Annotated in this window: 18 protein-coding genes; 8 read left to right on the top strand and 10 right to left on the bottom strand. The window is 48.1% G+C overall.

The window, feature by feature from the left end; translation table 11 throughout:
- Nucleotides 1-54: 54 nt before the first annotated feature.
- Nucleotides 55-1,893 carry a WG repeat-containing protein gene (locus tag ACXAF9_RS03955; RefSeq protein ID WP_475070676.1) on the bottom strand — a complete coding sequence of 613 codons (1,839 nt, stop codon included), beginning with the start codon at nt 1,891-1,893 and terminating at the stop codon, nt 55-57.
- Between the two features lie 116 nt (nt 1,894-2,009).
- Nucleotides 2,010-2,243: a hypothetical protein gene (locus ACXAF9_RS03960; protein ID WP_475070678.1), complete on the bottom strand. Its 234-nt coding sequence runs from the start codon at nt 2,241-2,243 to the stop codon at nt 2,010-2,012.
- Between the two features lie 303 nt (nt 2,244-2,546).
- On the opposite strand from ACXAF9_RS03960, the gene ACXAF9_RS03965 reads away from it, so the two are divergent.
- Nucleotides 2,547-2,945: a hypothetical protein gene (locus ACXAF9_RS03965; RefSeq protein WP_475070680.1), complete on the top strand. Its 399-nt coding sequence runs from the start codon at nt 2,547-2,549 to the stop codon at nt 2,943-2,945.
- 352 nt (nt 2,946-3,297) lie between these two features.
- Here ACXAF9_RS03965 and ACXAF9_RS03970 read toward each other — a convergent pair whose 3' ends face one another.
- A complete protein-coding gene (locus ACXAF9_RS03970; RefSeq protein ID WP_475070682.1) occupies nt 3,298-3,813 on the bottom strand; it encodes an NlpC/P60 family protein in 516 nt (171 codons plus the stop codon).
- A 220-nt stretch (nt 3,814-4,033) separates the two neighbouring features.
- Here ACXAF9_RS03970 and ACXAF9_RS03975 point away from each other — a divergent pair, with 220 nt between their 5' ends.
- The 3 genes from ACXAF9_RS03975 (at nt 4,034) to ACXAF9_RS03985 (ending at nt 6,321) form a co-directional block, all read left to right on the top strand.
- Entirely contained in the window at nt 4,034-4,303 is a 270-nt protein-coding gene (locus ACXAF9_RS03975; protein WP_475070684.1) for a hypothetical protein, read from the top strand.
- A 134-nt stretch (nt 4,304-4,437) separates the two neighbouring features.
- Entirely contained in the window at nt 4,438-4,842 is a 405-nt protein-coding gene (locus ACXAF9_RS03980) for a DUF4332 domain-containing protein (protein WP_475070686.1), read from the top strand.
- Nucleotides 4,843-4,989: 147 nt separating this feature from the next.
- The gene (locus ACXAF9_RS03985; RefSeq protein ID WP_475070689.1) at nt 4,990-6,321 is read left to right on the top strand and encodes a DEAD/DEAH box helicase; all 1,332 of its coding nucleotides are present in this window, start codon (nt 4,990-4,992) and stop codon (nt 6,319-6,321) included.
- 5 nt (nt 6,322-6,326) lie between these two features.
- Here ACXAF9_RS03985 and ACXAF9_RS03990 read toward each other — a convergent pair whose 3' ends face one another.
- From ACXAF9_RS03990 to ACXAF9_RS04015, 6 genes are all read right to left on the bottom strand, one after another.
- Nucleotides 6,327-8,477, bottom strand: a complete 2,151-nt coding sequence (locus ACXAF9_RS03990; protein ID WP_475070694.1) for a putative bifunctional diguanylate cyclase/phosphodiesterase — start codon at nt 8,475-8,477, stop codon at nt 6,327-6,329.
- Nucleotides 8,478-8,570: 93 nt separating this feature from the next.
- Entirely contained in the window at nt 8,571-8,753 is a 183-nt protein-coding gene (locus ACXAF9_RS03995) for a DUF1289 domain-containing protein (RefSeq protein WP_475070699.1), read from the bottom strand.
- A 99-nt stretch (nt 8,754-8,852) separates the two neighbouring features.
- On the bottom strand, nt 8,853-9,260 hold the full coding sequence (gene mscL, locus ACXAF9_RS04000; protein ID WP_475070703.1) for a large-conductance mechanosensitive channel protein MscL: 408 nt from the start codon (nt 9,258-9,260) through the stop codon (nt 8,853-8,855).
- A gap of 71 nt (nt 9,261-9,331) precedes the next feature.
- Nucleotides 9,332-10,162, bottom strand: coding sequence for an SPFH domain-containing protein (locus tag ACXAF9_RS04005; protein ID WP_475070707.1), 831 nt, complete (start codon nt 10,160-10,162; stop codon nt 9,332-9,334).
- Nucleotides 10,110-10,514, bottom strand: coding sequence for an NfeD family protein (locus tag ACXAF9_RS04010; RefSeq protein ID WP_475070711.1), 405 nt, complete (start codon nt 10,512-10,514; stop codon nt 10,110-10,112). The genes ACXAF9_RS04005 and ACXAF9_RS04010 overlap by 53 nt, the downstream gene beginning before the upstream one ends.
- A gap of 125 nt (nt 10,515-10,639) precedes the next feature.
- The gene (locus ACXAF9_RS04015; RefSeq protein ID WP_475070714.1) at nt 10,640-10,900 is read right to left on the bottom strand and encodes a DUF1127 domain-containing protein; all 261 of its coding nucleotides are present in this window, start codon (nt 10,898-10,900) and stop codon (nt 10,640-10,642) included.
- 413 nt (nt 10,901-11,313) lie between these two features.
- Here ACXAF9_RS04015 and ACXAF9_RS04020 point away from each other — a divergent pair, with 413 nt between their 5' ends.
- Nucleotides 11,314-12,726: a DEAD/DEAH box helicase gene (locus ACXAF9_RS04020; RefSeq protein ID WP_475070715.1), complete on the top strand. Its 1,413-nt coding sequence runs from the start codon at nt 11,314-11,316 to the stop codon at nt 12,724-12,726.
- Nucleotides 12,727-12,773: 47 nt separating this feature from the next.
- The gene (locus ACXAF9_RS04025; protein WP_475070716.1) at nt 12,774-13,652 is read left to right on the top strand and encodes a DMT family transporter; all 879 of its coding nucleotides are present in this window, start codon (nt 12,774-12,776) and stop codon (nt 13,650-13,652) included.
- A 3-nt stretch (nt 13,653-13,655) separates the two neighbouring features.
- Here the strand turns inward: ACXAF9_RS04025 and ACXAF9_RS04030 are convergent, their stop codons facing one another.
- Nucleotides 13,656-14,294: a glutathione S-transferase family protein gene (locus ACXAF9_RS04030; protein ID WP_475070719.1), complete on the bottom strand. Its 639-nt coding sequence runs from the start codon at nt 14,292-14,294 to the stop codon at nt 13,656-13,658.
- A 115-nt stretch (nt 14,295-14,409) separates the two neighbouring features.
- Here ACXAF9_RS04030 and ACXAF9_RS04035 point away from each other — a divergent pair, with 115 nt between their 5' ends.
- Together ACXAF9_RS04035 and ACXAF9_RS04040 are read left to right on the top strand one after the other, a co-directional pair.
- Nucleotides 14,410-14,994 (top strand): TetR/AcrR family transcriptional regulator, encoded by a 585-nt coding sequence (locus ACXAF9_RS04035; RefSeq protein ID WP_475070723.1) that lies wholly within the window; start codon nt 14,410-14,412, stop codon nt 14,992-14,994.
- A 157-nt stretch (nt 14,995-15,151) separates the two neighbouring features.
- Nucleotides 15,152-16,564, top strand: a complete 1,413-nt coding sequence (locus ACXAF9_RS04040) for a polyhydroxyalkanoate depolymerase (RefSeq protein ID WP_475070725.1) — start codon at nt 15,152-15,154, stop codon at nt 16,562-16,564.
- The last annotated feature ends 34 nt before the right edge of the window (nt 16,565-16,598 follow it).

The raw sequence follows: 16,598 nt of genomic DNA on the forward strand, positions 1-16,598 counted from the left end.
GAGGTGTTTAACAATCAAACCGTGCTAAAGCACCGTAATACTCACACCTAAACATCAATAAGCATCACGGTAAGCCGTCATTTGCTCTTCACTCATCTTAATCAGCAGTAGGGTTTCCATCGTTTCGCTGTCTCCCCAAATTTTGGAGTGCTGTAAGACCACATAATGACCATCCTTTTGCCATACCTTCGACACACTGTCCCACGTATCCCATATCGCCTCACCATTCTCTTGCGATAACGGATGACCTAAACGTGTGATGAACACCTTAGCCATTTGATTGTAGATGGCATGGATGCGCTCCTCTTGCTCTTTATATGGAAACCCAGCGATATCAGTTTCTGTGATTCGCTCTTCAGCCAATAAGATCACTTGGCCAAACGGATAGCCCTCATCGCCCAACGCCTCTTTATCCTCTTCTGACCAAGCATTGATGAAAAGAGATTCTCCATCCCATGCGCTGGGATCAAAGAGGCGCGCTGTCGACTTAGACAGTGCATCTAGGAGTGAATCAGGGTTGGATAACCATGCTTCATCAAAACCAATCGCGTCGTTATCCGGCTCTAACCGAAAGGGAAAGTAATCCTCTTCCTGAAAGGGGGTTTTCCAAAGCACATTCCCCTCTGGGCTAACCGCTATCAAATACCCATTATCGTCATTTTTAAGCGAGAAAAGCGCTCTACCCTCAAGGGTAATGTATTCAAGCACGTGATCCTGTCTTACCATGGGGATCAACAACGCATCATCGATACGCCCCCATAGGTAATCACGGCGCAGCGGCTCGTTGTAGCGATCTGGGAACGGAGTAAAGTTTGAGTTTTTCTGATCCCAAATGCCCCACTGCTTATTCAATCGAGCAATTCCTTGGCAGTGTTCGTTCAAACTGGCCAACCAACTGATGGAGGCACCATTGGGCTCCTCATAACCGGCCAAATCAAAATCATACAGCTCTGGGTCGATCTCGGACTTAAGCAAATTGCAGTGTGGATAAAAGCGGACTTCTCGGGTGTAGCTTCTCTCAAGCGGCTCCCCTTTTGTATTAACAATCCAATGCCCATCAGTGGTTTCAGCGACAGCCAGCCCGTTTGTAAAGCTTGATAAGCCTTTAAAAACAGGTTTGATCAGCCATTGCCCTTGCTCATCAATGGCTCCCCATGGGGTATCAGATTTCACATTTTTAAGATCGCCATTAAAAAAATGCCACAAATTTTTAAGCTCCGACGCCGTATTGGGTATTTCGACCGCGGCGATACCGTCTTCATTAAACGGCTTGGCCTCAATAAATTGAGGCTCGATCACCCACTCACCTGTTCGGTTGATGTAGCCAAACAGAGCTTCCCCAACCGGTTTTACCGCCGCAAGGCCCGATGCCGAAAACGCCTCGGCTTCTTGAAAAGGCCCTGCGATGACCACGTTTTCCTGTGTATCGATGTAGGCATATGTACCGTTCTTCTTAACCGCCGCTAAACCGTGTGAAAAGTAAGAGGCATATTGATAAGCAGCCGGAATAACCGACTTGCCTTCTAAGTTGATGTACCCCCATAAAGCGCCTTGTTGATAACGCGCCAGCCCTTCATCAGTAAAGGTTTTAGCAGCCTCAAAGTCGCTCTCAACCAGAGGTTGCCCTTTAGCATCTAAATAACGGTATTGCTGGTTGGGGAGGTGAGCAACATATCGCTTAACATCCGGGTTACCGTGGGATGAGGCGACCAATCGCTGGTAGTTTAGCTCCCCAACCAAATGGCCTTTGCTGTCCACCATCCCCCAGACACTGCCGTAATACCCTTTAGGTACAGAAAACCGATAAACCGAAGGTTCGGCTAATAATGGAGAGGATAAAGAAGCACTTAAAAACGCCGTAAGGACGAGCAAACGGGATGGGCAACATCGCATAACCATCTTCCTTGATGATAAAAGTCGGCCAGTATAACGAAAAGACTCACCTCTGTTGACCTATCATCAAAAAAGAAGCCCGAAGGCTTCTTCTATCTGGAGCTGAACACCGAAGCTTAAACTCTGAAACGCCGGGTAACCGATTCAAGCTGGTTAACTTGCTCTTTAATCCTGGTCGAGATGGATAAGCAGTTTTCAGCCACCTTAGAGGCGTTCAGTGATTGCTGGTTTAGACCATTAAGGCTTCTGCTGATCTCATCGGCCACACTGCTCTGCTCTGTGGTCGCTTGTGCCGTCTGAGTCGACATTTCGTTAACGCGCAAAGAGGAACCTTGAATCGAATCCAGCATGATTGAGATAATTTTAACCGACATCACCAAAGTAAAAATCAGGGTAATGACCAAGATCGCAGGGGGGGTATCGAGCTCTTGGCACGTAAACTTTTCAACTGCATCGTGAACTCTCCAAAGTCATCAGAACTCTTAGCGACCAAATGCGCCATTTCTTAAGTTAAAACCATAAGCTAATTATGGTTTTGTCAGTGAAGTCCCTAATTAGACGATTCAACTTAGATTCATCCACTATTCGCTTTAATGCATCCCCGTTTCGGGTACTGACCGAATCGTTGTTAAAAAATCGGAAAGGAAAAAACGATGATGAAAAAAATCACCCTCTCTTTGGCGTTGGCCTCTACTTTGATCTTATCTGGCCACGCGAGTGCTCAATCGTGCAAAGGAATGTCCGAATCGAGCTGCTCCAGCAACAGCAATAGCTGTTATTGGGTCAAAGGGTATAAGCGAAGCGATGGCGTACAAGTGAAGGCTCATTGCCGAACAAAAGCGAAAAAGAAGAGCTTATCCGACGCCGCTAAGACCAGCAGCAAAACGGCTAAATCCAGCACTGAGAAAGCCAAAGTGAGCTCTACGAAAACATCGGCAACTCAATCGGTTGAAAAAGCGACAAAAAGCAGCACAAAAGTCAGCAGCCAGAAGTCCACCGCGAGTGAGAAATCCAAAAAGAAAGTGGAATCAACCACTAAGAAGTCGTCTTAACGGTTTCGAAAATGAACGTTTGGTTGCCTTTTAAGGCGACCAAACAAAAAAAAGGGCTTACCCAAAGGTAAGCCCAAACAATGACAAGAACCGTGTAATCACCTGATAAGGTTTACCAGATAATTGGGTGAAGCATATCGTTCATTAAGTAAATCCCGATATGACTTGCGAGCCATTTAAGATTAATCAAAATGAGAATTATTATCAATACTATTTTGAAAAAAATTTAATCCTTTTACACATTTTTTTCGGATAAGGCTTGGGGAAAGCTGTGGATAACCTCTTCAAATGCCCTTCTAGGCCTTGCACCATGGGCACTTGAAGAAAGTGATGAGTATCTGACCAGATACTCTTATTGTGCGGCTAGCACCAGTGATGGACGAACCGATTTCCAGTAATGACGTTTCCAGTAAGGGTTGTTCAGCTCAGAAATCATCACACCGTTGCTGGTGGATGCATGCATAAAATGCCCATTACCCATGTAGATGCCCACATGACGGGTACGACGGGACATTTTAAACAGCACCAAATCCCCTTCGGCCAGATCATCCTTATCAATATCAGCGCCAACCTCAGCTTGACCTAGGGTTGTTCTTGGCAACTTCATATTAAACACATCACGAAACGTGACTTGTACAAACGCCGAGCAGTCGATCCCCGACATGGTATTACCACCCAAACGGTAAGGAACCCCCTGCCATTTGGCAAAATGCTTTAAAATTCGGTCATTAAAAGACTCTTGTGGCGTCAGTTCTTCCCCGACGGCATAAGAATCCTGCACGATGACTGGACGCTTTGGTGCAGAACACCCAACTAAAAACAATACGGCACTTAAACAGCTACACACTAACCACGGCTTTACAGGCATGCTTTGAAGTCTCTTTTTTCTTCACCCTAGATTGGTCTAACCCAAATGGATCGAGGTAATTCGACGATATTTAACGATGTATACATGCTTTAACGGCCACATCGGTCACAAACTGTACAATAAACCTACACTATTTGTGGAGTATTTTTATAATTTCATGATATAAGCCTTTCACTTTTTCCCTTCCTGGCAGATAAATGCCTCTTTTTGGACACACATATTGCAGACGAACGCCCTCTCTGAAGAGCAGCTGGCAAACATCACGGAAGCCATTTATCAACACGGCTACGGCATCATTCCAGACTTTTTCGACACCGAATTTATTCAACAACTAACTCAACGGGTCATCGAATCCAACGCACTCAAAAAAGCCGGTATCGGGCGGCAGTTGAATCATCAGCGCAATTCGGACATTCGCCGAGACGCCATTGTTTCGCATCAATACATCGCATTCGGCCAAGGTGGACCCACCACGTTAACGCTTCGATGAAACGATCATGGTGGTACTCGATCAGAAGAAGACATACTATGCAGACATCAGTTCCAAACCAGCGACGAATATTTCGCTGTTGTTCAGCTTAAGCAACTACAATCAGTCAAAAACCAATCAACCGGAGAAACAGCATGGCAAAGCTTACTGATATCAAGGGTCTGTCTGACGCTCAAGCAGAAACACTAAAAGGTGCAGGTGTAACGACTCAGGAGAAAATGCTCGAGATGTGCGGCGACAAGAAAAGCCGCAAAGAGATCGCCTCTTCAACAGGCCTTGATGAGAAAGAGCTGCTGGAATGGTTAAACCGCGCTGATCTTGCGCGCATTAAGGGTGTTAGCACTGCGTACGCAGACCTGTTAGAGCTTGCAGGCGTTGATACCGTACCAGAGCTTGCCCAACGCAATGGCGCAAACTTGCACGCTAAAATGGTTGAAATCAACGATGAGAAATCGTTTGTCCAGCAAATGCCAAGCGCAAGCCAAGTTGAAGGCTGGGTGACTCAGGCTAAAGAGCTACCACGCGCGATCCACTACTGATCATCATTGATTGTGTTTAAGCGGAGCCTTATGGCTCCGTTTCTGTTTTTGTCTCTTAATCATCCCTGTTCTTAACGAAATCTGATAGCATTCAGCTTTGCGTTATCCCCCTTTACGTTCACGCGTTAATTAACCCGAGAGATTCCTGTGTTTAGCGATTTTCCACTTGATGAGCGCTTGCTCAAAGCCCTTGATACGTTGTCCTTCACTCAACCAACCGAGGTACAAGAAAAAACGTTACCACTGGCCCTTGAGGGCAAGGACCTCTTGGTCACCGCCGAAACCGGCAGCGGAAAAACCTTAGCGTTCAGTCTGCCGCTGTTGCAAAAACTCAAAGCGCAGGAAAAGCCAAACGCTCAAGCACGCGCACTGATTTTGGCACCAACGCGTGAGTTGGCCCTACAGATTCAAAAAGAGCTGGTGAAGTTTTCCCAGTTCACCTTTATTACCAGCGATACCGTATGCGGTGGCGAACCATTCAAGCCACAAGCGGCGCGCCTTCGCAAAAACCCAGAAATCTTAATTGCCACACCCGGTCGTTTGGTCGAGCATTTGGATAAAAGCTCCATCAGCTTGGCGGATGTCGAAGTGCTCGTTTTAGACGAAGCAGATCGTATGTTGGAAATGGGCTTCCAAGAGGATATGGAGCGCATTCTAGGCGAGCTTCCCGCAGGCCGACAGTCTCTTTTGTTCTCGGCCACCCTTGGTCATAAAGGGATGTCGTCTGTGATCGCATCATCCCTACAAGAGCCTGTTACGTTAACGCTCAGTAGCCGACGCTCTAGCCACGCGAATATCACACAGCAGGTCATCCCTGCTGCAGATAACGACTTAAAAGATAAGCAAGCTTTATGGCTTTTGAACAACGAAACATTTGATAAAGCAATCGTGTTTGTGAACACCAAAGTTCAGGCGGCACGGTTAAATGGCTATCTTCGCTACCACAAGATCCGAGCTGGGGTGATCCAAGGTGATCTCACTCAGGAGCAACGCAAGCATGTCATCGGCTTATTGAAGCAGGGCAAAATCAATGTGCTGGTCGCTACCGAAGTCGCTGCTCGTGGCTTGGATGTCGAAGGTGTCGACTTGGTGATCAACTATGAGATGGCTCGTAAAGGCGACGAACATACCCACCGCGTAGGCCGTACTGGGCGCGCAGGCAATCAAGGCCTTGCGATCTCTTTGGTAGCGCCACCTGAGTGGAACCTGATGGTCGGTATTGAGCGTTATCTCAAAGCCGCTTTTGAGCGACGCACCATCAAGGGTTTAGAAGGCAGCTTTACAGGGCCTAAGAAAACCAAAGCGTCAGGTAAGGCGGTTGGTAATAAGAAGAAAAAAACCACGACCGGTAAAAACGCTGCCAAGAGCAACAAGCCTAAGGCCAAACATAAAGCGCGTGCGGGTAAGCCATCACGTCCTGCCGCCGAAAAGGTAGTGGATCACGGCTTTGCGCCGTTTAAAAAGAAGACCAGCGAATAGCCGGTCTACTTTAACGTCAGGGAGTGAGGCGGCGTTGGCACACTGTCTGATGATTGGCAAAAAGCGATAACGCGATCCAGCGGCATCGCTTTAGCCAACCAAAAGCCTTGAACATACTCACAACCAAACGCCTTTAAGGTCTGTACCTGATCATCGTTTTCAACCCCTTCTGCGATCACGTGAATGCCCAATGTCATTCCCATTTTGATGATCACTTCCACCAGCGTCCTGTCTTGGTCATCAATCAGTAGATCCGAGATAAAGCTTTTATCGATTTTCAGATACTGGGCCGGATAACTGCGCAGGTAATTGAGTGCCGAGTAACCAGTACCAAAATCATCAATGGCAAACTGGACACCCATTTTTTGCAGAGCATTAACCACATTAACGCGTGATGGGTGCTCATCCATGAAGAGTGATTCGGTAATCTCAAAAATAATGCGATCCGGCGAAACGCCGTTCACTTTGAAGATCCCTTTCCAGCTTTCCAGCGACTGACTCGAATGGAACTCCGAAACCGACCGGTTAATCGAGATCTGCAAGTCCACCCCCTCCTCGGCGAAGGTGCGGATATCTTTACACGCTTGGCTTAAGACCCAATTCCCCAAAGCACGAATAGCGCCCGTGCGCTCCGCCACCGAGATAAAGTAATCAGGATACAAAAGCCCTTTGGTCGGATGATTCCAACGCAGAAGCGCTTCGCAGTGGTGAATCAGGTTATCTTTCAAACTTAAGATGGGCTGGTATTCTAAGAAAAACTCATTCCGCTCCAACCCTTTTAGGATATCGTTATGCACATCCAGGAAGTACTCGGCCTGCTCTTGCATATCTTCGTTAAAGAAGAAGTAACCGTTGCGCCCCGAACCTTTCGCCGCATACATGGCTTGGTCGGCATGCTGCAGGAGCGTCTCGGCGTTATCACCGTCCATCGGGAACAAGGCAATGCCCATACTGGCGGTCATCAAGTACTGACGAGACCCAATAAAGAAGGGCTGCGATAGGCGTTTTTGCATTTTTTCGGCCAGCAAATCCGCTTGAATAACATCACTGATGTTCCGCAGCACCACGATGAACTCGTCACCGGCTAGACGAGCCACAATGTCACTGTCCCGCGCTGATTGACGCAAACGCTGTGAGAACTGAATCAGTAATTCATCGCCTACACTGTGGCCAGAGGTGTCATTAATCTGTTTGAAGTGATCGATATCGATGAAGAACATCGCAAACTCTTGCTCTTCACGCTTCATCTCTGTGATCAAACCACTCAAACGCTGGCTAAAGTGGTAACGATTAGGAAGGCTGGTCAAGGCATCAAAGTTGGCGCGATAGTTCGCGGTGTGAATCGCTTTGACTTTGTCGTTGTAAATCGCGATTAACCAGTAGGCCAAACCGCCAAACACAGCGGTCACCAAGAACGACATCAACCACAAGAACCAGCGTCGTTGAACCTGAGTTTGCGACTCGCTTAAGCTGGAAGCAGCAAGAAACCACTGCGTACCAAATACGGACAAAGGCTCTATGACAGCGCTGTCTTTTACCGCTAAAGGGTTACCCAAAAAAGCCACGGGAGACTGCTCTGGGCCTACGTATTCACCCATCGCGATCAAAGAGTTTAATTCCAACGCTGAATCTTCGATCAGTGATCTAAAGGTACGTATACCTAGGGTCAGAAATAGCAAACCCGGCTTTTCGGTGCGCTCATTAAAGAAAGGGTAGATCAGATAAACTTCATCGGGCTTGGTAGCACGGTGTGATGGCGGTAACAGCACCTCAGGTTTTAAGCGCTCAAAAGCCGATTTGATCAAAGCAAACTGAGTGGGGTTATTTAAAATGGACTGCGCGCGTTGAAAGGCCTGAACATCAGGTGCAGACCAAAGCGGTTCTAGGTGCTCGGTCACGACGACGGTTGATATACTGTCTGAAACTTTCAGCAAATCCTGCATCAGCAGTTTTACCTCTTCGTCTTCCAGCGTTTGATGCGACAGTAAGGCCGATTTAAAACCTTTTACGGCGGTGAGTGTCGATTCGACCTCTTTTTCGAAGTCCGCCTTTAACACCTTAAGTTGAGATTGAAGGCGCAGCTGCTCGGTAAGCTGCATTTGACGCTCTTCGTGACCAATGAACAACGCTGATACGAAAAATACAGAAAGTGCCACACAAGACGCTGAAAGTGAGGGCCGTTGAAGGAATCGGCGTATCCCTGTCTTAATCAAACTCATATCCGTTGAGCCATCCCCTTTATATTGTGTTTATTGCCGCGTTTGGGCGCGCTGTTTTCGTAACTTACATTCGGCAATAATGGCGCGCTTTTGAACCTCAGAGCTGGCTTGCCAGCCTGTGATTTCTGCTAGGGTTCTAAAACACCCTATGCATATGTCCTGATCATCCAGACAACATTTACGGATACAGGGGGATTTTTCGATCACATCCATCTCGTTAAGGATAAAAAAAAGGTGTACAAAAAGCACAACTTTTTAGTTAAAAAGTTGCAAAACACTTATGGGTATTTGCGACTTTAGTAGCAATTTAGACTATTTCTTTAAGAGGTCTCGAATCTCGGTCAAGAGCAATTCTTCTTTAGTCGGTTCTGGCTCTTTCTCTGGTTCAGCCGGAGCCTCTTCCTCTTTACGCTTCATGGAATTCATTACTTTTACCGCCACAAACACAGCTAGAGTAATGATCAAAAAGTCGATCAGCGTTTGGATAAACTTACCGTATTTTAGCAGTACTGCTTCGGTTTCGCCTTGAGCCGGCTGTAACACAACCGCAAGGTCGGTGAAGTTGACTCCGCCTAGTAGCATACCAATCGGCGGCATCACGATATCGCCTACAAACGAGGCAACAATTTTACCGAACGCGGCACCGATAATGATACCGACAGCCATGTCGACCACGTTGCCTTTGACGGCAAATTCTTTAAATTCCTTGGCAAAGCTCACAGTGACATCCTTTATGATTTGAGTAGGGATATCCCTATTCTCACTGTGAGCCATGAACAATCTCTGAACAGTTATCGACCCATCATTCCCCGCAGTGCGGCGGGTAGATCCGCCGGTAGTACCACGGTTTTCGAGTTATCCGACTGGGCTATCTCGGTTAAGGCCTCTACGTATTTTTCACCCAAGATGTAATACACAGGTAGCTCATTACCTTGAATGGCCGAGGTCACCTTTTCGATCGCCGCTTGGCTCGCTTCAGCCAACACCACTTGGGCTTCCGCATCACGACGTGAAGCCTCAAGACGCCCTTCTGCTTCTAGGATAGCGGCCGACTTTTCACCGTCTGCTCGGGTAACACGGGCACGACGTTGACGCTCAGCCGCCGCTTGCTCCTCCATCGCCTGCTGCATGGTGCCAGAAGGGGTAATGTCTTGGATTTCAACCGTTTTAAGCGTAATCCCCCAATCGGAAATATCATCCGAGATGGCTGATTTCAGCTTCGATTTAATCTGATCACGGGAGGAAAGCGCATCATCTAAGCCCATTTCACCAATGATGGAGCGCAAAGAGGTTTGCACTAAGTTTTGAATCGCCACCTCATAATCTTCAACGCCGTATACCGCTTTTTCAGGGGATACGATGTTGATGTACGCCACTGCATTCGCAATGATCACAGCGTTATCTTTGGTGATGACCTCTTGGGATGGAATATCCATCACAATGTCTTTGGTCGTGACGCTGTACGCCACTTTATCGATGTAAGGGATGATGATTTTAAGACCTGGCCCTAACGTGCGTGAGTATTTACCCAAGCGCTGAATGACAAATTTATACCCTTTCGGAACGATTTTAACGCCCGAAAAGATGGTAATAATGACGACCGCAAGGAAAATACCATTCATAGTCTCCCAAAAGGGGCGTTGTAAAACGTACGACCCCACGGTTTTGCCCGGAGGGACGCTTAATCACTTGGCCGACTTCGCCAGCGATCGCCTCTTTCGCCATGCCCGCTTTGGTTTTGTCTTTGATTAAGGGACCAATCAACAAGAACCAGAGCGCCGTAAAGACGATGGACGAAATAGCCCAGATAAGCAGCTGCAAATTTAAGCCAAGATCAGGGAAGATCCACAGCAATGCCGAAACAATCAAACCACCCAACCCAAACCAGAAAATGGTAAAGCTTGGAATAACAATCTCGGCCACCATCAGTAGCATCGCTAAGACCAGCCAATGCCAAGGTTCAATCACAAACACATTTTGCTCCCTAGAGTGTCGTTTGATGTGGCTTTATTTTGGTGCGCTTTACCCAACCAAGCAAGTGAATCTGAAAAAGCCGCTGCGCAGGTTATAGGATCAGCCTAACCTGCGCTGCGGCATCGCTACTCACAGGGGGGCTTACGTAACGTGAGATCCAAAGTAACACTCTGAGTGGTCGCCTTTTGCTGAACAATCGGTGTATCGAGCCCTTGTTGAGCCGTGTTTACATTTTGTAATGACGTCAGCTGACCGTTTTGACGAATAAAACCGATGTCTTTCAATAAGCGATCATCAAGGTGCTCCATAGACTCGTAGGTATACTGCTTGTCTAGGTACTCGTTAAGCTTGCGATACAACCTGGCAATCAAAGGTAAAAAGGTCATTGCTGTTTCTCCTTGTCAGTGAGTCCTTTTGCTGACGGGGAGACTTCGGGTATTTTACGGGGGAAAACAAAATGACCGCGAAGACTCCGCGGCCAGTGAAGAAGATTACTGCTCGCGGACAGGCACCATCATGCGAATTCGATGATGATTCATCGAAGCCACATTGGATGTAAAAGGTTTGTTAAACGCTTTCAACATGATGCTATCTGCTGTTCGTCTTCTAAAAGGGAATATTTGATTGAAAAATGCCGATCAATTACGGCACCGATCCTCGATTAAGCGTGTTTTCGATCATTCTGTCAACAACATTTCAACACGAATGTGAGAAGCGCTGTACACAGGTTGTATGTTCAGCCACACTTACCCTCTTATTCCCGCTTTATAGCCAGCCCTTTAGTTAGTTGATCAATATCATGACGACCTTCGCCGAACTCTCTTTGTGCCCAGAACTTCAATTCACGCTCGCTGAAATGGGTTATCAACGTGCCACACCGATTCAGGAAAAGGCGATCCCACTGATTTTAGAGGGCAAAGACCTGATGGCCGAGGCCGAAACCGGTAGCGGAAAAACCGCGGCGTTTGGCTTACCCATCATTGAGCGACTCAAAGAGGCCCCAACCGACGGTCAGTACCACCCGATTCGAGCATTAGTCCTTGTGCCCACCCGAGAGCTGGCCATCCAAGTGGGGGACAATCTTTTGGAATATGGGATGGCACTTGGCATGCGCGTTGTCTCTATTTACGGCGGCGCCCGCTTTGATAATCAGATTCGTAAGATGAAGCGTGGCGCGGACATATTGATCGCCACCCCTGGGCGCTTATTGGAGATGCTCAAACAGAAAAAACTGTCGATGGAGTCACTGTCGACCCTGGTGTTTGATGAAGCCGACCGCATGTTGGATTTGGGCTTTTTGCCGGACATCAAAGCCATACTGAGCTTTTTACCTCGCGAGCGTCAAACGCTGTTGTTTTCGGCCACGTTTAACAGCTCGATTGATGCCTTGGCCGAGTCACTCTTAAACGCGCCAGAGCGCATTCAAACCGGCGTACGTAACCAAGCGGCGAAAACGGTACAGCAACGCGCCTTTGCGGTGGACAGTCGCGATAAGGCCGATATCCTTTGTTATTTTCTTGAGCGGCTTAATTGGTCTCAAACTCTGGTCTTTACCCGCACCAAACGACGTGCCGATCAAGTATGCGATTACCTAAACCAAGAGGGCATCAGCGCCACAGCACTGCACGGCGACAAGCTTCAGCGGGAGCGAAATGAAGCCTTAGCCAGCTTTGTGGGCAAGCGCGTTCGGGTGCTGGTTGCCACCGATGTGGCCGCCCGTGGTTTGGACATTGAATCGCTTCCGCAAGTGATCAATTACGATATTCCAAACCAAGCCGACGCTTACGTTCACCGTATTGGCCGCACCGGCCGTGCTGGACAAAAAGGCTTGGCGATCTCCTTTGTTGCACCAGATGAGAAGCGCTTTCTCCAAGCGATTGAAGCATTAACTCAGCAATCCCTGCACGCCGAGCCAATCCCAGTGTTGGATTCGGGTGTTTTACCGAAAGCCAGTCAACGCAAAGCGGCAGCGGTTAAAAGCACTCAAAAACCCGCCCAGAAACCCGGCCGCAAAACGGCGCGAAAAAACGATTCGTCCAATAAAACCCAATTGGCCAGAGGCAAAACCGCGAGTAAGGGAAAAGCATCGGGCAAAAAACGCCCAGCGACTGACCAAAAACCAGCGCAAAACCCAAGCAGTAAAGGCGCTTCGGCTAAGCGCTCAACACAGCGTTCTGGTAAACCCTCTTCTAGGCGCTCGCTTTTCGATTAAGATAGGCGTCCCAATCTTCGCCTAATCGGCCTTACCTAGGATAGATCATGGGTCTTTGGATTCCGTTTACCCTCTTTGCTGCGTTTATGCAGTCGTTCCGTAACGCCTTTCAAAAACAACTGAGTAAAGATGTCGATACCGCAGGGGTTACCCTTGCCCGCTTCTTGTATGCCAGCCCCATGACGGCGCTCTACCTGATTGCGTTGTATGCTTATAAGCCGGTTGAGATGCCCCATTTAAGTGGGCAGTTTGGTCTGTACATTTTACTTGCGTCGGTGGCTCAAATTTTTGCGACCGTGTTAATGGTAAGGCTCTTTCATTTGCGCAACTACGCGATTGGTGTGGGGCTTGCAAAGAGTGAGGCGGTGATTGCTGCGATTTTAGGGGCGCTGTTTTTCTCGGCCCCGCTATCGCCCTTGGCATGGTTTGGTGTGTTGGTCGGCGGCATAGCTGTCTGGTTGATGAGTAACCCTGGCAGTATTAAAGACTTGTCTCTATCTACCGTGGCGACTGGGCTTGGCAGCGGCTTATGCTTTGCCTTAACCGTGCTCTGGGTACGTGAGGGAAGCTTAATACTTGAGCTTCCCTTCCCTTACAGTGCGGCATGGGTGCTACTGTTTGTGATCGCCCTGCAAACCCTGATCTTGCTAGTGTGGCTCATGATCAAAAGCCCAAGCACGTTAAAAGCCCTTTGGAGCCGCCCAAAACAGGTATTGATCATCAGTTTGTTCAGCTGTTTAGGGTCACTCGGGTGGTTTACGGCTATGAGCTTGGAAACGGCTGCGATGGTGAAAACCTTGGGGCAAGTCGAAGTCCTTTTCACCTTGATGATCTCTGTTCTGTGGTTTAAAGAAAAGCTCGGTAAAAAGGACGTTCTGGGGTTGATTTGTATTGTTATGGGGGCCGTGTGCGTCATGATCGCTTAGCGATCAAAGCACTCCTTCTGACCATTCAGCATCACGAGCCCTCTGCGTGTAGCTCATCAAATTAGGATGAGCTTTCACAACCGTTTCACCCAATGGGGTTTGCAGTAGGTAATCCAATATCGGGATGAGTATGGCATCGGCCTCACTGAACGTATCCCCTGTTAAAAACGATTGATCTCCTAGTTGATCTCCAAGAATATCCGCCATATTGAGTACATTTGGGGTAGCTGCCTTGAGGCTCTCAAGGTTAACCTGCCCATTGGGACCTGTTGGATTTTTAATCTCCAGTAGATAGTCTTTAACGATCATCTCAAACGCATAAATAGATACAAACTGAGTCCACTGATCCACCAACGCAGCTTGATAAAGATCCTGCTCTTTAGCCTTTTCTACAGCATAAATGGATTTCAGATATCGGCAGATGACCGCCGTTTCAAATAGCACTCTGGAGCCCAGTACCAATACCGGCAGTTTACCAAGAGGGTGAAGCCCCAATGATCGATCGTATCGAAACGGCACGGTTTCTCCTTTGTAGGTTAACCCGTTCTCGTACGGTATGCGGTGGTATTGGCAGTACAAACGCGCTGCACGCACAAAAGTGCTGAACTCAGGGCCAATGATGTATGGAGTTTGAGGTGTCATCGGTGTTGTTCCTATCCTTGAGGTTGTCGTTGCAGGTTAACGCTCAGGACAATATGATCAAGAACATATTTTAAAAGATTGATAGGCTATCTCTTCAACACAGTAGGATTGGATTATGGCTTGGAGTAAAGAGCACAAAGCACAGACGCGAGACGCCATTTTAAAAAGCGCAGCCGAACTCTTTTTAAAACATGGGTACGATCATGTCGGTATTAATGATGTGATGAAACACGCTGATCTCACCCGTGGAGCGTTTTATCACCATTTTGAATCCAAGTCGGATTTGTATGCACAGGCTATTAAAGCTCAAGCCTTATCCATGGTGGATTATTTAAACCCTAACGCCCCAGGCGCTCCACCCTTCAACTCCCTTATTGAGCACTACCTTTGCCAAGAACACAAAGATGGCATGACCATTAATTGCCCACTGGCTTACCTTGTGTCGGACATCAACCAGCGGGATGCTCAAGTACGAAGCACCTACACCCAGTTATTTAAAGGTTTTACCGGCTACTTAGAGGAGCGACTGGAGCAATCCGAACAACCTTTAGATAAGCAGCACCTTCAGCAAGAAAGCTTAATGCGCGCGGTCATGATGATTGGTGGATTGTCGCTGGCTCGCGCCTTGGATGATGAGTCGCTCAGCCACCAAGTACTGGAGGCTTGCCAAGCGAATCTCAAAGCCAGAGACCTCGGATAATGTTCAAGTTTTAATCAGTTTTGCCGCCAGTAAGTTGGGAATATCGCTTGCAGAATGAACTAAACTAACTATAAACTGATCAAAATTGCTGCACTGCAACAAGAACGACAACGACGTTTCAGCAGCATCCACGATAAGAGGCCACGGGGGTTTTACAATGCTGTATCACCTACATCATGCGATCAACCAATCGGTACAACCGATTCACTTATGGGCACAAGCGTGCAGCAAACAGATTAAGCTGCCTTGGATGCTGCCCTACCGATTTAATGTGATGACCAACACGGCTTTGGCCGTGTTAGAGCTGATTGAACGCTGCACCGATAACTATGAAAAACCCGAATTTGGTTTGCATGAGACGGTCATCGATGGCGAGACCATCGGTGTCCGTGAAGAGGTTGTACACTCGCTGCCCTTTTGTGACCTGCTGCACTTTCGCCGAAGCGGTAAATTTAACCACCCCAAGGTATTGATGGTTGCGCCGATGTCGGGCCACTATGCCACCTTGCTTCGTGGCACCGTCGAGAATTTCCTGCCCGACCACGAGGTGTACATCACCGATTGGCAAAACGCGCGTGATGTCCCGACCCGTGAGGGCGGCTTTAGCTTTGACGACTACGTACGCTACCTGATCGAATTTATGGAACACCTTGGCCCAGACACCCACGTGATTGCGGTGTGCCAGCCAAGCGTACCGGCCATTGTTGCGCTCACCATCATGTCCGAGCGCAACAACCCAAACCTACCCAAGACGGTAACCTTGATGGGCGGCCCGATTGATACCCGCTTAAACCCTACCGAGGTTAACGACTACGCCTCCGGTAAGGACCTTGAGTGGTTTGAAACCAAAGTCATCAGCACAGTGCCGGGGGATTTTCCAGGGGCTGGTCAAAAGGTGTACCCTGGGTTTGTGCAATTATCCGGCTTTATGAGCATGAACATGGATAACCACATCAATAAGCACTTCAAATTCTTTGGCGATTTAATCAAAGGTGATGGCGACAGCGCCGAAGCGCACCGCACCTTCTATAACGAATACCTTGCGGTGATGGACCTACCGGCGGAGTTCTACCTCGATACGATTCGTAAAGTATTTTTGGAGCATCGACTGCCCAAGGGCAACATGATGTTTGAAGGCAAGCAGATCAACACCAAAGCGGTGAAAGCACCGGCACTGTTGACGATTGAAGGGGAAAACGACGATATCACGGGCAACGGCCAAACCAAAGCCGCGCACGATGTGTTATCCAACATCCCGAAAAGCCGTAAAAAGCATTACGAACAGCCCGAAGTTGGGCACTACGGCATCTTTAACGGTCGACGTTTTAGGCAGGAAGTCGCGCCAGTCATTAAGTCGTTCATTCAAGAGTTTGCAGAGGATTCGAAACCAAATACCTCTAAAAAGACTCCCGAAAAACCGAGCGTTAAAGAAGATGCTATCTTAGCCGCAAAGTCGACCACTGCTTCTAAAACAACCGCCGCTAAGACGAGTCGATCAAGAAAAGCACCTGCTAAGAAAACCGCATCGACCACGGTAATCCCCCCGAAAATTAATGGTGCTCAAAAGTAGAATTTAATCGCAAAGTCCGCCAGAATCGGCAAAA

The sequence above is a fragment of the Neptunomonas sp. ABH4_499 genome, assembly GCF_056160565.1.

Coding starts and splice junctions, on each gene's coding strand:
- ACXAF9_RS03955 (WP_475070676.1), bottom strand. CDS start 1,893: ATGCGATGTTGCCCATCCCGTTTGCTCGTCCTTACGGCGTTTTTAAGT.
- ACXAF9_RS03960 (WP_475070678.1), bottom strand. CDS start 2,243: ATGCTGGATTCGATTCAAGGTTCCTCTTTGCGCGTTAACGAAATGTCG.
- ACXAF9_RS03965 (WP_475070680.1), top strand. CDS start 2,547: ATGATGAAAAAAATCACCCTCTCTTTGGCGTTGGCCTCTACTTTGATC.
- ACXAF9_RS03970 (WP_475070682.1), bottom strand. CDS start 3,813: ATGCCTGTAAAGCCGTGGTTAGTGTGTAGCTGTTTAAGTGCCGTATTG.
- ACXAF9_RS03980 (WP_475070686.1), top strand. CDS start 4,438: ATGGCAAAGCTTACTGATATCAAGGGTCTGTCTGACGCTCAAGCAGAA.
- ACXAF9_RS03995 (WP_475070699.1), bottom strand. CDS start 8,753: ATGGATGTGATCGAAAAATCCCCCTGTATCCGTAAATGTTGTCTGGAT.
- ACXAF9_RS04005 (WP_475070707.1), bottom strand. CDS start 10,162: ATGAATGGTATTTTCCTTGCGGTCGTCATTATTACCATCTTTTCGGGC.
- ACXAF9_RS04015 (WP_475070714.1), bottom strand. CDS start 10,900: ATGACCTTTTTACCTTTGATTGCCAGGTTGTATCGCAAGCTTAACGAG.
- ACXAF9_RS04020 (WP_475070715.1), top strand. CDS start 11,314: ATGACGACCTTCGCCGAACTCTCTTTGTGCCCAGAACTTCAATTCACG.
- ACXAF9_RS04025 (WP_475070716.1), top strand. CDS start 12,774: ATGGGTCTTTGGATTCCGTTTACCCTCTTTGCTGCGTTTATGCAGTCG.
- ACXAF9_RS04030 (WP_475070719.1), bottom strand. CDS start 14,294: ATGACACCTCAAACTCCATACATCATTGGCCCTGAGTTCAGCACTTTT.
- ACXAF9_RS04035 (WP_475070723.1), top strand. CDS start 14,410: ATGGCTTGGAGTAAAGAGCACAAAGCACAGACGCGAGACGCCATTTTA.
- ACXAF9_RS04040 (WP_475070725.1), top strand. CDS start 15,152: ATGCTGTATCACCTACATCATGCGATCAACCAATCGGTACAACCGATT.